General features: G+C 69.2%; 2 protein-coding genes. Both read left to right on the forward strand.

The features are described 5' to 3' along the window. Nucleotides 1-285: 285 nt before the first annotated feature. Nucleotides 286-17,658, forward strand: a complete 17,373-nt coding sequence (locus tag ACIGKQ_RS08815; protein ID WP_396573247.1) for an amino acid adenylation domain-containing protein — start codon at nucleotides 286-288, stop codon at nucleotides 17,656-17,658. After that, the gene (locus ACIGKQ_RS08820; protein ID WP_266059924.1) at nucleotides 17,655-18,518 is read left to right on the forward strand and encodes a glycosyltransferase family 2 protein; all 864 of its coding nucleotides are present in this window, start codon (nucleotides 17,655-17,657) and stop codon (nucleotides 18,516-18,518) included. The genes ACIGKQ_RS08815 and ACIGKQ_RS08820 overlap by 4 nt, the downstream gene beginning before the upstream one ends. Nucleotides 18,519-18,523 lie beyond the last annotated feature (5 nt).

The following is an 18,523-nucleotide window of genomic DNA, read 5'->3' on the forward strand; positions in this document are numbered from 1 at the left end:
GGGATTACGAGGACGGACGTCCATGGCTTTCCTACCCATCCTGCTACTCTCGACAGTGCCTCTTTCAGTGGTCAACGTAGCAAGGTTCATAGGGGCCATGAACCTCACGCTCGTTGACAGCGGGCAGACCGACACAATTGGTTAGGCTAACCTTTTCTTGGTAGGTTACCCTAACCAAATGTCATTGCGGTCTGCGTGCCACCCCAGCGCCCAGTCGGACGACTGCCAGCGGGTCCGCAGAGAGGCACTCGGAGAATGTCCCCGACAAGTGATGCGTGAGTGATGGTGAGTGATCTGTCGCCGGCCGAGAACGTGGTGCCCCTCTCGGCGGCCCAGCGCAGTATCTGGTTCGCCCAGCAGCTGGTCCCCGACGTTCCGCTGAACATCGCCCAGTACGTCGATGTCCGCGGCGACCTCGATCGGGCGCTGCTCACCGAGGTGGGCCGTCAGGTGGCCCGTGACCTGCACGTCGGCATGATGCGGCTAGTCGGTGGGACCAGACCCGACGGCGTACCGCAGCAGGTGTTCGACGACTCGCTGCGCGACGAGATGCTGCATCTGGATTTCCGCGGACGCAACGACCCCGAGGCCGACGCCCGCGCCTGGATGGATGCGGAGTTCCGTCGACCACTTGATCTGCTGCAGGACCGGCTGATCGAATCGGCGACCATTCGTATCGCCGACGATCGCCATTTCTGGTACACGCGTGTGCATCACATCGTGCTCGACGGCTACGGTGCCGCAACCTTCGCGCAACGTGCTTCCGAGGTCTACACGGCCCGCATCGACGGTGCGTCCGTGCCGCCGAGTCGCGCCGGCAACCTCGCCGAACTTCATGCCGACGATCTCGCCTACCGAGAATCGGCGCGCTATGAGCGTGATCGCGAGTACTGGTCGCACCGGCTGAGCGACCTGCCCGCCCCGGTCCGACTGGCCGATCCCGACCCGACCGTCACCCCGCGCACCCACAGTTGTGGTGACGCGCTCGACCCCGACCTCAGTGCTCGGCTCGCCGAACGCGCCGCAGCGCTGGGTACCGCGCTACCTGCCCTGGTCACCGCCGCCGCGGCGCTGTTTCTCGCACAGGGCACCGGTACCGACGATGTGATGCTGAGCCTGCCGGTGTCGGCGCGCACCAACGCACTGCTGCGCCGGTCGGGCGGCATGGTGAGCAACGTGGTGCCAATCCGCAGCACTATCACCGCCGACACCACCGTCGCCGACCTCATCGCAGGTGTGACCGCCGAGATGGGCGGCGCTCTTCGCCGGCAGCGCTATCGCTTCGAGGACATGCTCCGGGACATGACCGACGGGTCGGCCGAACGGCCGGCCGCGGCCGACGTCGGACGCGGATTCTTCGGGCCGGCGGTCAACGTGATGACCTTCCGGTCCGAGGTCGTGCTGGGGCGGTGCACCGGCCGCAGCTACATCCTCACCACCGGGCCGGTGGAAGACCTCGCATTCACGATCTACACCGGCACCGGTGCGACGCGAATCGAGTTGGAGGGCAACGCCGCAGCGTACTCGGCGGGTGAGTTGCGTGCACACCATCGGCGTTTCCTGCAGGTCCTGGCGCAGCTGATCGACGCGCCGGGAGACCGACGTGCGGTCACCCTCGACTCCTTCACCGACGACGAGCGCGCGAGCCTGATCCCGGCCGCCGGCCCGGCAGCGGCGACATCCGTCACCGTGCCCAACCTGTTCGGCGACGTGATCGACGCTCATCCGACCACGACCGCCCTGATCGCCGGCGACGCCGACCTCACCTATGCCGAACTCGGTGCCCGGGTCAACCGGTTCGCCCGGGTGCTCATCGACCGCGGGGTGGGACCGGGCAGCGTGGTCGCCGTCGTGTTGCCGCGCAGTGCGTTGTCGGTGGTCACTGAACTCGCCGTGCTGGCCGCCGGCGGTGCCTTCATCCCGATCGATCCCGAGTCGCCCCGCGACCGTATCCGATTCCTGCTCGACGACAGCGACGTCGATCACGGCATCACCGCGCCCGGCTATGACGACGCGGTGCCGCAGACCGGCGGCACAACCCGATGGTACCGGTGTCATACACCCGAGATGCTGGACCGCTACCGGGCGGCGTCGCCTGAACCGGTCACCGATACCGACCGCATCCGGCCGCTGCGTATCGACGATCCCGCATACCTCATCTACACCTCGGGATCGACCGGCGTGCCCAAGGGTGTGATGGTCTCCCACCGGGGGGTGGCCTCGCTGGCTGCCGAGCAGAACCGGCGTTACGAGGTCGGGCCTGGTTCGCGCACATTGCATTTCGCCTCACCGAGCTTCGACGCGTCGATCCTGGAACTGTTGCTCGCCTTCGCGTCCGGCGCCACCATGGTGATCGCGCCGACCGATGTGTACGGCGGTGCGGAACTGGCCGCCCTGCTGCGTGGCACCCGCGTCACCCATGCCTTCGTGACCCCGGCGGCGCTGGCCTCGGTTCCCGACACCCGCCTCGACGACCTGCACACCGTCATCGTCGGAGGTGAGGCATGTCCACCCGATCTGGTGGCGAGGTGGGCGATCGGGCGTCGCATGTTCAACGCGTACGGCCCCACCGAGACCACCGTGATGGCCGCGTTGGCCGGACCGCTGCGCAGTGGTGCCCCCGTGAGGATCGGGCGTCCGATCAGCGGTACCACCGCGGTGATCCTCGATCACCGACTCCAGCCGGTACCAGTCGGCTCGACCGGTGAACTCTACCTCGGTGGTGCCGGGGTGGCGCTGGGCTATCACCACCGAACCGCGCTCACCGCAAGTCGATTCGTCGCCGACCCCTACGGCGTGCCAGGGTCCCGCATGTACCGGACGGGGGATCTCGCGCGCTGGGACGCCGACGGTCACCTCGACTACCAGGGTCGCGTGGACCGACAGGTGAAGCTCCGTGGCTTCCGCATCGAACTCGGCGAGGTGGAGGCCGCACTGTCCGCGGTGCCGGGCGTCGAGTTCGCCGCCTGCGAGGTCCGTGGCGGCCCCGGCGCGCAGATGCTGGTCGGCTACGTGACCGGCGACGTCGACCACCTGGAGATCAAGGGCGTCCTGCGTCGACGACTGCCCGCGCACATGGTGCCGAACGCGCTGGTGACCCTGACGACGATCCCGCTGACGACGTCGGGCAAACTCGACCGCTCCGCCCTGCCCGAGCCCACCGTCGAGGTCGCCGAGTACGTGCGGCCCGAAACGGAGACCGAACGGCTGACGGCGGAGATCTTCGCCGAGGTTCTCGGTGTCGGGGAGGTCGGTCGGACCGACGACTTCTTCGCGTTGGGGGGCAACTCCCTGATCGCCACCCAGGTGGTGGCGGCGATCAACGATCGTCTGTCGACCACGGTTCCGGTGCGCTGGATCTTCGAGGCCCCCACGGTGGCGGCACTCGCCGAACGGGTCGAGCAACAACCGGGTGGCGACGACGGCCCGCAACTGCGGCCGCTGCCCGACGACGGTCGCGTCACCCCGCTGTCGCCCGCGCAGCACCGGATGTGGGTGATGAACCAATTCGATCCGGACTCGGCGATGTACAACATCCCGATCGCCTTGCGGTTGCGGGGGTCCATCGACATCGATGCGCTCAGCGCTGCGGTGGCCGACCTCATCGAGCGGCACGAACCGTTGCGCACCATGTACCCGGACACACCCGACGGGCCGGTTCAGCAGGTCCTCGACATCGCCGACCTGCCTGTCGGGCTCACTGATCTCACGCGTACCGTCCGCACGGTCGCAGAGTCCGAACTGTCCGCAACCCTGGTGGAACTCGCCGACTCCGGATTCGATGTCGCTGCCGCACCGCCGATTCGGGTACATCTGCTTCGCATCGCCACCGACCACCATGTGCTGTTCTGCGTGGTGCACCACATCAGTGCCGACGGGTCGTCGACCGCGCCACTGGCCAGGGACCTGGCGGTGGCCTACCGGGCGCGCCGCGAGGGGACACCGCCGGCGTGGCCACCGCTGCCGGTGAGCTACCGCGACTACACCCACTGGCATCACGATCTGATGGGAAGCGAGGCCGACCCCGACTCGACGGTCGCGCGGCAACTGGACTACTGGCACCACCAGCTCGCAGGCCTGCCGGAACGGCTCGAGTTGCCCACCGATCGGCCACGTCCGGCGGCCCTGCGCGGGCGGGGCGGGGAAGTGCGCACGCAGCTGTCGCCGACAGTGGTGTCAGGTCTGCGAGCGCTGGCCGAGTCCACCGGAACCACGCCGTTCATGGTGGCGCACACGGCCCTCGCGGTGACGCTGGCACGGTTGACCGGCAGCGACGACATCGCCGTCGGCACGCCGGTTGCCGGGCGTGGTCACCGGAACCTGGTCGACCTGGTCGGCATGTTCGTCGGAATTGTGGTGTTGCGCATCCGCTTGCGTCCCGGCGACGACTTCCGAACCGTGCTCGCCGCCGTCCGCGAGACCGACCTCGACGCGGTCGAACGCGCCGACATCCCGTTCGACCGGCTCGTCGACCTGATCAATCCGATGCGCTCGGCCGCGCATCACCCACTGTTCCAGGTGGGCTTCTCGTATCAGAACATGGCGCCCACCCACGTGACCCTCGACGACCTGGATGTCGAGGTGATCGAGCAGCCGTCCGGTGTCGCGAAATCCGAACTGCACCTGACCATCACCGACACCGACTCTGGGATGTCGGTGCTGTGGGACTACGACCGTGACCTGTACGACCGCTCCACCGTGGTCCGATGGCACGGACTGTTCACAGCTGTGGTCGAGGCTGCCGTCGCCGATCCGAGCTGTGCCGTCGGCGATCTCGCGGCAGTCGACATCTCCGGTGCGGCACTGGTCGCGCCCACCGCGCCCGCTGTCATCGACGGGGTACTGGTGGGAGACATGGCCGAACCCGGTGCGGACACGCTTACCGATCTGCTGGATGCGGCAGCTGACAGCTCTCCCGACGTGGTCGCGATCTGGAGTGAGGCCGCCGGCGCCGCGGTCGAATCCACCTATCGGGCAATGACATATCGGACACATCGGCTCGCCCGCCTCCTGATCGACGCCGGTGTGGGACCGGAGAGCCGGGTGGTGGTGGCCATGGCGCGCTCGCCCCGGATGGTCGAGGCGATCCTGGCCGTCTTGCGCGCCGGCGGAGCCTACGTGCCGATCGACCCGGACGCACCCGTCGACCGCACCGCCCTCATCGTCGACGCCACCGCGCCGTGCGCGATCATCACCGACGCGGACGTCTCGCACCTGAGGGTGCCGACCACCGCCGTACTGATCGACCTCCGAACCGCTGAGGTGGATAAATTCGCTGGCCACCCAGTCACCGACGCCGACCGCCGCGGGCCGTTGCGGGCCGACAACACCGCCTACGTCATCCACACCTCCGGGTCCACCGGTACCCCCAAGGGGGTGGTCGTCTCACACGGTGCCATAGCGACCCAGTTTAGATGGAAGCGCGCCGCCCATCGGATCGGTGCCGCCGACACCGTACTGCTCAAGACGCCTATCACCTTCGACTTGTCGGTGTGGGAACTGTTCTGGCCGTTGGTGTCCGGCGCACGCCTCGCGATCGCCGCGCCCGGTGGTCAGCGCGATCCGGCCTACCTCGACGCGCTGAGCACCCGCGCCGGGGTGACCGCCGCGCATTTCGTCCCCTCGCTGCTGGAGGCCTACCTCGACGCGCGTGCCGACGATCCCGGAGCCGGAGACCATGGACCCGGCACCATTCTGTGTATCGGCGAAGCGTTGCGCCCGGTCACGGCCCGCCGCGTCGCAACCGAATTCGGTGCTCGTGTGGTGAATCTCTATGGGCCCACCGAAGCCGCCGTCGGCATCACCGAACATGCCTGGCACACCGATGATCACGCGCCGGTGACGGTGCCGATCGGCCGACCGGTGACCGGCTCCGATGCGCTGGTGCTGGACCGCCGGCTACATCCGGTGCCGGCCGGGGTCACCGGCGAGCTGTACCTGGCCGGTGCACAATTGGCGGCCGGTTACCAGGGTCGTACCGATCTCACCGCCGAGCGGTTCGTCGCGGACCCGCGGGCTGTGGGACGCCGGATGTACCGCACCGGTGACCTCGTTCGGGTGAATGCCGATGGCGACCTGGAGTATCTGGGCCGAAACGACTTCCAGGTGAAGATCCGCGGACAGCGCATCGAGCTGGGGGAGATCGAACAAGCTCTCCTGCGGGACCCCGCGGTCAGCGGCGCGGCGGTGGCCGTCGCGCGTGGTGACGCCCTGATCGCCTACCTGGTCCCGTCATCGGGTGCGACCGTCGATCCCGACGACATCCTGGCGCGTCTGCGCACGGTGCTACCCGCCTACATGGTGCCGACAGCGGTGGTGTTGCTCGACGAACTGCCCCTGGGTATCCACGGCAAGCTGGACCGTTCTCGCCTGCCGGCGCCGACGTCGGCCGCGACGACGTATACCGCACCGGCCACCCACACCGAACACGCGATCGTGGATGTGCTCACCGAACTGCTCGACGGCCGGGTCGCCGACGAACAGCCGATCGGTCGGGACGACTCCTTCTTCGCGCTCGGCGGCAACTCCCTGCTCGCCACCCGGTTCGCGGCCCGGATCGGCCGCCGACTGGGCCGGGATGTCCCGGTGCGGGCGGTGTTCGAGGCACCCGTGATCGCCGACCTCGCCCGCTGGGTGGACGACGCCGCGGTCAGCGACCGGCCGGCCGTCGGATCGCTGCCCCGCCCGGAGGTGTTGCCGCTGTCGCGTGCGCAGCATCGGATGTGGCTGATGGAGCAGTTCGCGCCGGGAACCGGCCTCTACAACCTGCCGTTCGCCGTGCGGCTCACCGACACCCCCGATCCGGCCGCGTTGCGCGCCGCGCTGGCCTACGTCATCGGGCGGCACGAGGTGTTGCGGACGATCTATCCGGCCGACGGCGGGGTGCCGCAGCAGCGAATCCTGTTGACCGAAGAGGCCATCGCCGGCGCCGACATCAGTTTGGAAGCCACGGCGATCACCGAACGTGAACTGAGCGCAGTCATCACCGCGATCGCCGCCGACGGTTTCGACCTGTCGGCCGCGATCCCGCTGCGCGTGCGCGTACTGCGCACCGAGGACGACTCGACGGCGCTGGTGGTGGTGCTGCATCACATCGCAGCCGACGGCTGGTCGTTCGGACCGCTGCTGCGGGATCTCCTCGGGGGCTACCTCGGCGTGGACGACGCACCTGCGCTACCGGTGCATTACGCCGACTTCGCGGTGTGGCAGACGCAACTCCTCGGCGACGATGACCACCCGGCCCACCCGTCGCTGCAGCGCCAGCGCGAGTACTGGCGCGATGTCCTCGCCGACCCACCCGGCCCGCTGCCGCTACCCGTCGATCGGCCGCGCCCGATGCGCCCCACGCATCGGGGCGACACCATCGACACGCACCTCGATGTCGAACTGGTCGCCGCGGCCGACGACTTCGCACGCAGCCGACAGGCATCGCTGTTCCACTTGCTGCACACCGCGCTCGCCGTCACCCTCGCCCGTCTGAGTGGTACCACCGACATCGCCATCGGTACACCGGTGTCCGGGCGAGGCGCCGCCGAACTCGACGACCTGATCGGCATGTTCGTCGAAACAGTCGTCCTGCGTACCCGGATCGATGAGTCGGTGAGTGCCGATGAGCTGCTGCGGCACGTTCGCGACGTCGACGTCGCCGCGCTCGCCAACAGCGAGGTGCCGTTCGACGAACTCGCGGCAGAACACGAACCCGACCGCGGCGGTGCACATCATCCGCTCTTCGGGGTGATGCTGGCCGTCGGAGACCCGGCGCCGGTCATCGACGGAGCCGCACTGATCGATGTCGAACTCCCGGTGGCGCGTTTCGACCTGCACGCCACGGTGGATCTCCCCGCAGACGGCACGGCACCCGAGGGCGGGGTGCGGATGCGCTGGACCTACGCCACCGACCTCTTCGACCGCGCGACGGTGACGCAGGTGGCCGAGATGTTCCGCGCCGTCGTGGCCGGACTGATCGCCCAACCGGCCCGCGCGGTGCACCGGGCCGCGGCCCCGGCCACGGACGTCGCCGACACGAACCTCGCCGAGTGGGGGCGCACACCCGCACCCGCACCGGTTCTCGGCGACCCTCACCCGATGCGCACGCTCGCCGGACTGCTGCCCGTCATGGCCGCGCGCAACCCCGATGCCGTTGCGGTGGTGACCGATACCGAAATCGTCAGCTTCACCGACTTCGCGGCCCGGGTGGCGCGCACCGCCCGCAGGCTGATCGCGGCCGGCGTCGAACCCGAACGCACGGTCGCGGTGGTGGTCGAGCGGTCGCTGGACCTGCTGGTCGCCGTGCACGCCACCGTCGCCGCAGGCGGCGCCTACGTGCCCGTCGATCCGTCCTGGCCTGCCCAGCGCATCGAGGCCATGCTCGATGCCGTACGGCCCATCGTCGTGGTCGCCCGCGACGATCGTCACCTACCCGCAGACCTGCACTCGGCCGTCATCGACCCAGCAGATCCCTGCTGTGAATGGACGGACACACCGGTCACCGATGCCGACCGCCGTGCGCCGCTGCGGCCGGAGCATCCCGCCTACGTGCTGTTCACCTCCGGGTCCACCGGCACGCCGAAGGCCGTGGTGGTGCCGCATGCCGGCATCGTCAACCGCCTCGACTGGATGCAGATCGCATATCCGATCGACAACACCGACGTGATCCTGCACAAGACCCCGGCCACCTTCGACGTGTCGGTGTGGGAGCTGTTCTGGGGCTTGGCCGCCGGCGCTCGTACGTTGCTCGCACCCGCCGATGCCCACCGCGACCCCTACCAGATCGCGGAGTTGCTGCGCGATCACGCGGTTACCGTGGTTCATTTCGTACCGGCGATGCTCGACACCTTCCTCGCCGCCCTACCCGCCGATGCACGGTTCCCGGCGTTGCGGCACGTCGTGACCAGCGGGGAGGCCCTGGGCTCACCGGCGGCGGCAGAACTGTTGCGCCGCACTCCAGCTGCTCTGCACAACCTGTACGGACCGACCGAGGCCGCCGTCGACATCACCGCCACCACTGTCGACCCCGAGGACATCGTGGACCGTCCGGTGTCCATCGGCCGGCCGGTACCCGGCGGCGAGGTGATGGTGCTCGACCGCTACCTGCGTCCGGCGCCTCTCGGGGTCACCGGTGAGCTCTACCTCGGCGGTATCCAGCTCGCCCGCGGATACCACGGTCGTGGTGACCTCACCGCGGCCCGGTTCGTCGCCTCACCGTGGGGCGACGGGCAGCGGTTGTACCGTACCGGCGACCTCGTGCGCTGGCGGTCCGCCCCGCAGGAGGGTGCTGCTCCGGTGTTGGAATACTTGGGCCGCAGCGACTTCCAGGTCAAGGTCCGTGGCCAGCGGGTGGAGCTCGGCGAGATCGAGACCGTCCTGGCGGGGCATTCCGCGGTCGCTGCTGCCGTCGTGGTGGTGCACACCGATCCGCAACTGGGCGACCAACTGGTCGCCCATGTGGTGGGCCGTACCGACGCCGACCCGGTCGACGTGGCGCAACTGCGTGCGCACCTGCGGGCGACGCTGCCCGAACACATGGTGCCCGCACACATCATGCCGGCCACCGCATTGCCCATCGGCACCAGCGGAAAGGTCGATCGTCGCGCGCTGCCCGCACCCACCCGATCCGCCGCACAGGGCCGGTCTCGCGACCCGCGCACGGAGTCGGAGCGCACGGTGCTGGCGGTGTTCACCGATGTGCTCGGTGTCGACGTCGGCGTGGACGACGACTTCTTCTCCGCCGGTGGCAACTCGCTGGTGGCGACGCGAATCGTTGCCGGCGTCGAGCAGCGGCTCGGCGTGCTGATACCGGTGCGGGCGGTGTTCGACGGTCGTACCGCGGCGGCGGTGGCCGCCGCCGCCGACGCACTCGAGGCGACTGCGGACGCGACGGCCGCCGTCGTACTGCCGCCCCGGCCGGCCGAGCTGCCGCTGTCTGCGGTCCAGCGGCAGATGGTGTTGCACAACCGTATTGATCCCGACTCGGCCGCCTATCGCATCGTCGCGCCGGTGCGTGTGCCGCAGGCCATCGACATCGGCGCGCTGCAGGCCGCACTCGCCGATGTGCTCACACGGCACGAGATCCTGCGCACCGTCTACCCCGACGGCGGCAGTGGGCAGCCGATCCAGCGGATCATGGAACCGGATCGCGAGTTGAGCGCGCACCTCATCCGCGTGCTCGATGACGTGGCACCCGACAGCGGGTCGGTCGAGCAGGCGTTGATCGCCGCCGCCCTCACCGAACCGATCGATCTGAGCACCGACCTGCCCGTGCGGCTGCTGGTACACGCCGTCGACGCCGCCACTACGACGGTGCTGCTGATGGTCCATCACGTCGCGGCCGACGGATGGTCGCTACGCATCCTGGCGCGCGATCTGACGGATGCCTACACCGCACGGCTCGGTGGGCGGGCGCCCGAATGGGCGCCGCTGCCACTGCAGTATGCCGACCACGTACTGCGTACCGACGCGCGACTCGGCGAGGTCGACGACGACACATCCTTGGTGTCCGAGCACTTGCGCTACTGGCGGTCGGTGTTGGCCGGTGCGCCCGCGTTGTCGGTGCCCGAGGCGGATTCGGATGCGCAAGCGGGACCGACTGGCGCGGTGGAACGGACGGCGCTCGACCCCGCGATCTGGCAGCGTGTCGCCGATCTGGCCGATCGCCATCACACCACCGCGTTCGCGGTGTTGCACGCGGCGTTGGCCGTCACGCTGGCCCGCTCCGGCGCAGGCCGCGACATCGTGATCGGCACCCCGACCGCAGGCCGATGGGAGCCCGACGTCGCGGACCTGATCGGCATGTTCGTCTCGTTGGTGGCCCTGCGCAGTGACGTCGACGAGGCCGGCAATTTCGCTGCCGTGGTGGATCAATCGCGCGATCAGATCGTGTCGGCTATCGAGCATGCGGCCGTCGATGTGGAGCAGGTCGTCGACGACCTGGGGCGCTCGCGCGGCGACGGGCGTCACCCGCTGATCCAGGTGACATTCACCGTCGACGGTGCCGAGCACCCGGCTGCCGACCTCGAATCTGTTGCTCCGCAACGTCTGGACGTGCCGATGGCACGATTCGATCTGGAGTTCACCGCATTCGCCGGCGAAACAGGGGCGCCTGCCCTCGAACTCGTCTACCGGCCCGACGTGTATCGCGCGGACACCGCGCGCACACTGCTGACCCGATTCGCTACCGCCATCGACATGTTCACCGCAGTCCCGGACGCGACCTTGCGGACCGTCGAGATCCTCACCGCGCAGGAACGACGCGCACTCGACGGCGCCGCCGGACCCGCAGCCGTCACGCCGCGGTACCTGGCCGAGATCCTGGACACACCCGGTCACCGCCTGGTCGGCTGCGACCCGTGCGCGTCCGACCCGACGGTGCTGCGCGAGCTGGGCGAAGATGAACTGCGTTGCGCAACCGACGAACTCGCTGCGCGTCTGCGGACGGCGGGTGCCGGACCGGAGGTCGTGGTCGCGCTGTACCTGAGCCGTTCGATCCGCTTCTACACCGCGCTGCGAGCGGTGGCGTCCACCGGCGCGGCGTTCGTGCCGATCGACCCGCGCCAGCCCGACGACCGGGTCGCGTTCATGCTGCAAGACTCGGGAGCGGCCATCGTCGTCACCACCTCCCAGCAGCGGGATCGCTGCGCCGCAGAGACATTGGCCGGTGTCGGCGAGGTGATCGAACTCGACACCGTGACATCGCGCCGGTCGTCGCAGCCGCCGACCCCGGTCCGGCGACATGTCGACCAGCTCGCCTACCTGATCTACACCTCCGGGTCCACCGGACGGCCGAAAGCGGTCGCGGTCACCCATCGCGGACTGTCGGCATTCGTCGCCGAGCAGCGCCGCTACGGTGTCAGGGCCGACAGCCGGGTACTGCATTTCGCGTCCCCGGGGTTCGATGCGGCCATCCTGGAACTGCTCCTCGCCGCCGACGCCGGCGCGACGTCGGTCATCGCGCCGACGAATGTTTACGGGGCCGAGGACCTGCGCGGTGTCCTCCACGAGCAGCAGGTGACACACGCCTTCCTCACCCCCGGTGCACTCGACACGATCGAGATACCGGTGGTCGACGCGATTGCCCAGGACCCCCTACCGCGCCTCGAGGTGCTGATCGTCGGCGGTGACGCCTGCGCACCGGCCACCGCGAACCGTTGGATCGCGTTGGGCAAGAGATTCTTCAACGCCTACGGCCCCACCGAGTCGACCATCATGGCCACCGCGGCGGGTCCGCTGCCGCCGGTGTCGGGTGCGGCAGTGCCCATCGGCCGGGAGATCGCAGGCACCGCCGCGCGGGTACTCTCGCCGAGCCTGACCCGATCCGCGCCCGGGGTGACCGGCGAACTGTATGTCTCGGGTCAGGGGTTGGCCCGCGGCTATCACGGACGGCCGGGTCTGACGGCCGCCACCTTCGTGGCCGACCCGGACGGTCCGCCCGGGTCACGGCGCTACCGAACCGGCGACCTCGTCCGCCAGGTAGCCGATCCCGCCGGCAAGCTCACGCTGATCCACCACGGACGCAGTGACTTCCAGATCAAGATTCGCGGACATCGGGTGGAACTCGGCGAGGTGGAAGCCGCCGTGCGGTCGTATCCGGGCGTCGGTGCCGCCGTCGCCGTCGGCCGCCCCGGGCCGGCCGACGCGCTCGCCCTCGTTGCGTACGTGGAGCCGGCGCGATCGCAGCCGTTCGACCGGATCGCACTGATGGCCCACCTGCGGTCGCGGTTGCCGGCGTACGCGGTGCCTTCCTCGATCACCGAAGTCGATGCGCTGCCGCTGACGGCAGCGGGCAAGATCGACCGTCGTGCGCTGCCCGAGCCGCACTTCGATGTCGTGGAGCATGCGGCGGCCGCCACCACCCACGAGGAAGTGGTGGTCGCCGCGTTCGCCGAGGTACTCCGACTCGAACGTCTCGGCGTGCTGGACAACTTCTTCGAGGTCGGCGGTGATTCATTGTCGGCCACCCGGGTGGTGTCGCGGCTGCGGGGCGTCACCGGGCGTGACATCGCGGTTCGTGACCTGTTCGACGCGCCCACTGCCCGCGAACTCGCCCGGCGAATCGGGCGGGCGCAAGCAGGCACCACCCCGGCGCTCGGTTCACTGCCGCGGCCCGCGACGATTCCGCTGTCCCCGGCGCAGCAACGGATGTGGTTCCTCAACCGGTTCGACCCGTCGGCGGCCACCGAGAACATCCCGATCATCCTGCGGCTCACCGGAACGATGGAGCACAAGGCGTTCGCGGCGGCGCTGGGCGATCTCGTCGAGCGTCATGAGGCGCTGCGCACGATGTATCCGGCGGACACCGAGGGTCACCCGTACCAGGTGATCCTGTCGCCGACCGACGTCCCGGTGAAGTTGGCACCGCAGCTCGTCGGTGCCGCTGCCCTGCCCGACGTGCTGCGATCGGTGATGCGCACCGAGTTCGATGTCACCGCCGAGCCGCCGATCCGCGCGGAACTGTTCTCGGTGGAGGGTCCGGCCGCCGCGGCCGCCGAACACATCTTCGCCCTGGTGTTGCACCACATCAGCGCCGACGGCCTGTCCGTCGTCGGCCTCGCGACCGAGCTGTCGGATGCCTACCGTGCCCGACTGTCGGGGGTCGCACCCGAATTCGTGCCCCTGGCCGTGCAGTACGCGGACTTCGCGATCTGGCAGCAGGCGTTGTTGGCCGACGGTGACGGGCGCGCCGCCACCGAACTCGCCTATTGGCAGGACCGGCTGGCCGATGCCCCACCGGTGATCGAGCTGCCGACCGACCGGCCACGGCCTGCGCAGCGAAGCGGGATCGGCGCCCGGGTCGACTTCGACCTCGACGCGGATCTGCATGCCCGCATGCTCGACCATGCGCAGCGACACTCGGCGAGTGCATTCATGGTGGCGCACACGGCGTTGGCCGTGCTGCTCGGCCGGCTCGGCGCCAACCGGGATGTGGTGATCGGCACCCCGGTGGCCGGACGGGAGGACGAGCGCCTGGAACGGGTGGTGGGCATGTTCGTCAACATGCTCGCGTTGCGCACCCAGATTCCCGCGGACGCCACCGGAACAGAAGCGCTGGCGATCGCGCGTGACGCGGATCTGGCCGCGTTCTCCCGCACCACATTGCCGTTCGACCGCGTCGTCGACGGCCTCGACCTGACCCGCACCGCCGCCCGCCACCCGGTGTTCCAGGTGGCGCTGTCGTTCCAGAACATCGGGCGTCTGGCGATCGAGCTGCCGGAGCTGACGATCGAGGCCATCGACGAGGACAACGGTCTGGCCGAGTTCGATCTGCACCTCACCCTGGTCGAACGTTGGGACGGCGCGACCCCCACCGGGCTCAGTGCGCAGTTGTCCTATGCCACCGAGCTGTTCGACCACTCCACCGCGCTCAACCTGACCCGATGGTTCGTGGCCGTGCTGGACGGGCTGGTGTCCCGATCCGATTGCGCTGTCGGTGACCTCGAGATCCTCGACGACACCGAACGCGCAGGGTCGGTGACGGTGCCGGCACGCGATGAAGCGACGCACCCCGTTCGGGCCGCGCGTTTCGATCTCGCGGAGCTGTTCACCCGCCAGGTGTGCCGCACACCGGATGCGCGCGCGGTGTCGTGGGATGACTCCCACCTCACCTACCGTCAGTTCCACCGCCGGGTGGCCGCGGTGGCCGACGAACTCGCGCGGCGCGGGGTGGGCCCGGAGGACCGGGTGGCCATCGCCCTGGCACGCGGTATCGATCAGCTCACCGCGATGTTCGCGGTGGTGACCGTGGGCGGCGCCTACGTTCCTGTGGATCCCGTTCCGGTGGGTACGACCGTGGGCGGTGAACGCGCCCGGATGATCGTGGAGTCGGCCGATGCGCTGTTGGTGATCTCCGATGCCTCGGCGGGCGATTCGATGTTCGGCCGTCCGGTGCTCGATCTCACCGAGGTGGGGGATCGGCATCCGGCCGACGTCGTCGAACCCCCACGGCTGCGGCCGTTGCGACCGGAGAATCCGGCCTACGTGTTGTTCACGTCGGGGTCGACCGGCCGCCCCAAAGGCGTTGCAGTGTCCTACGGTGCGGTTGCCGAACAACTGCGGTGGATGCAGCAGACCTACGCGCTCGACGAGACCGACGCCGTCATGGTCAAGACAGCCGCCGGTTTCGACCTGTCGGTGTGGGAGTACTGGTGGGCGCTGCTGTGTGGTGCCCGGCTGGTGATCGCCGAGCCCGGCGTGGAACGCGACGGTCGTGCCCTGGGCGAAGCCATGGGGCGTTCGGGGGTGACCGTGCTGCCCACGGTGCCGTCGGCATTGTCGGTGATGCTCGACGGCGGCCGGTTCCCGGAGTCGGTGCGCACTGTCCTGTGTATCGGTGAGGAATTGCCGGCCGCGCTGGTGCGGCGCATGTCGGCGATGTCGTCGGCCGCACTCCACAATCTGTACGGACCCACCGAGGCGACCGTCAGTGTGACCGCACATCAGGTGGACCCGGAAGCCGAGGCGGATCGGATTCCGATCGGGCGGGCGCAACCGTCGGTGGCGCTGCGCGTCCTCGACGCGCGGCTGCATCCGGTGGCTCCGGGGGGCGCGGGTGAGCTGTATCTCGCCGGCGTGCAGCTGGCGCGCGGCTATCACGGCGACCCGGGACGCACGTCGGCCTCGTTCGTCGCCGATCCGTTCACCGGTGAGCGGATGTATCGCACCGGAGACCTGGTGCGCCGTGACCACAATGGTGAGTTGGAGTATCTCGGACGGACCGACCATCAGCTCAAGGTGCACGGCTTCCGCATCGAGCCCGGGGAGATCGAGGCAGCGCTGCGGCGATGTGCGGGCGTCGACGAGGCCGTGGTCGTCACGGTGGGAGAGGGCGACGAGGTGCGTCTGGTCGGGTTCGTCGTCGGTTCGAGTCCCGGTGACGTGGTGGGCCGTCAGATTCGTGACATGGTGCCCAGCTACATGATCCCGGAGGTGCATCGGCTCCAAGCGCTGCCGTACACCGCGAACGGCAAGGTCGACCGGCAGGCGTTGCCACAGCCGCCGCGTCCGCGCCGCGAGTATGTGGCACCGTCCACGCCGGTGCAGGCTGCAGTGGTGCGGGTGGTGGAATCGGTCACCGGAACCGATCGGGTCGGATTGTCGGACAACTTTTTCGGTGTCGGCGGCAACTCGCTGTCGGCGACGCGCGTCGCCGCTGGTCTCGAGACCGACCTCGGGGTGCCGGTGCCGGTTCGCGTGTTGTTCGAATCCGCGGATCTCGCGGAGTTCTCCGACGCGGTGGCGGCGCTGCTCGAGGCGGGCACCGACGACGATGCGGCGCTGGGGCGGGTCCGGGTCGACGGCCCGGCCGCGCCGATCGCGCCGGCGCAACGCCGAATCTTCGCGGCGGTCGCCGACGGCGTCGGCGCCGACTGGATTGTGCCGTTCGCGCTGCGGCTGTCCGGGGTGCTGGACGTCGCGGCGTTGCGCGCGGCGTTGCTCGACGTGGTCGAGCGGCATGAGGCGTTGCGCACGACATATCGCGACACCGATTCGGGGCCGGAACTGGTGGTGACCGACATCGATGACCTGCGTGAGGTGCTGAAGCGGGACCTCGAGCCGGTGCCGGTCGACGATGCGGACAGCGCCCGGGTGATCGACGCGATCGCCTGGTCGCCGTTGGACTTCGACGGGGTCGCGCCGTTGCGGGTGCGGCTGTTGCGGCTCGATGAGCACACCCACGTGCTGGTGGTGGTGTCCCATCACCTCAATGTCGACGGTCAGTCGATGTCGCTGCTGACACGTGACATGGTGGTGGCGTTCGCCGCCCGCTGTAACGGTGCGGTACCCGAGCTGCCCGAACCCGGCGTGCGGTTCCGCGACTACGCGCAGTGGCAGCGCCGCCTGCTGGGCGCACCGACCGCGCCGTCCGAGCACGGGCAGCGTCAACTGGACTACTGGACAGCCAGATTCGCCGACCGCAGCAACGACTTCCGGCCGCGGTTGCGGACCGATCGTCCTCGACCGGAGCGGTGGAATCCGATGGGGGCGGGGATCGAGTTCGTCGTCGAGGGCTCGGCGCATGCGACACTCGACGACCTGGCGAAGAGCCGGTCGGTGGCGCTGTTCTCGCTGCTGCAGGCGGCATTCGCGGTGATTCTCGCCGAGGGCGCCGACTCTCCGGATGTCCATGTGGCGACCGCGAACGCGAACCGTCCGCATCCGGAGCTGGCGGGAGTGGTCGGCAACTTCTCCGAGGATCTGGCGATGCGCCTGGACGTCGACGATCGGCGCACGATCGGTGAGGTGATCGCCGACGTGCACGAGCAACTGGTGGGCGGGCTGCGGCATCCAGACGTGTCTACGCCGGAACTAACTGCAGCACTGGGTATCTCGGTCACCCCGGGTGAACATCCGCTGTTCCCGGCGACGTTGATCGTGCAGCCGGAACCGGACGGGTCGGTGGATGCGGAGGTCGATCTGGGCGCGGTGCGCGTGCGGCGTGAGCCGATCGAACGCGTGGTGGCCAAACACGAGGTGGAGATCACGATGCGGGAGCGACACGCCGACGGCGTACCGGCGGGACTGACCGGGACACTGATGTATCCGACGGCGTTGTTCGATCGGGCTACTGCCGAGACGATGGTCGCCGGTTTCCGCGCGGTACTCGCAGCGCTGGCCGACCGCGGGGTGTCCATCACGGTCGCCGAGTTGCGGGGGCTGCTTCGGTGAACGCATCGGTGGTGATCGCCGCCTACCGCGGCCTGCCGGATCTCGACGTCCAACTCGATGCGCTGACCGCGCAGGACTGTTCGGCGCCGTTCGAGGTGATCCTCAGCGACAACGAGGGCAGCGACGAACTCCGGCGGCACGTGGCCACCCATCCTCATCGGCAGCGACTCGATCTGCGCTATGTCGACTCGTCGGCGGTGGCCGGTACCTCCCATGCGCGCAATGTCGGGACCCGTTCGGCACGATACGGTTTCATCGCCTATTGCGATCAGGATGACGCGGTGTATCCGGGCTGGTTGCGTGCGCTGCTGGAGGAGGGGCAGCGCTGCGACATCGTCGGCGGACCCCTGGAGCGCGACACGCTCAACGATCCGGTGGTCGCGGCGTGGCGTGAACTACCCGATCCTGATCGCGCAGCGGTGCTCGCCCGCTTCCTGCCCATCACGTTCGGTTGCAACCTCGGGGTGCGTCGGGAGGTGTTCGACGCCGTCGGCGGGTGGGACGAGTCGTATCCGACGGCCGGCAGTGACGTCGAGTTCTGCTGGCGGGTGCAGACGTCGGGCTACCGTTTCGGCTACGCGCCGGCGGCGATGGTGGCTTACCGGTATCGCACCGGGCTGCGGGAGACCTGGCATCAGGTCGTCGACTACGGCCGTGAGGAGGCGCGGGCGGCGAAGCAGTTCGGTGCGCCCGGCCGGCAGTGGTGGTGGTTTCCCGTCCATGCGGTCGTGGTGGCCGCGACCGCGCCGGTGTGGCCGTGGGGTTGGTCGCGTAAGCGCCGCGGCGCGTGGGTGTGGGTGACCGGCAATCTCGTCGGGCGCATCGCGGGCAGCGTGAAGTACCGCGTCGTGTATCCGTGACACTC

It is taken from the genome of Gordonia sp. NPDC062954 (genome assembly GCF_044543825.1).
GTDB classification, from domain to species: domain Bacteria; phylum Actinomycetota; class Actinomycetes; order Mycobacteriales; family Mycobacteriaceae; genus Gordonia; species Gordonia tangerina.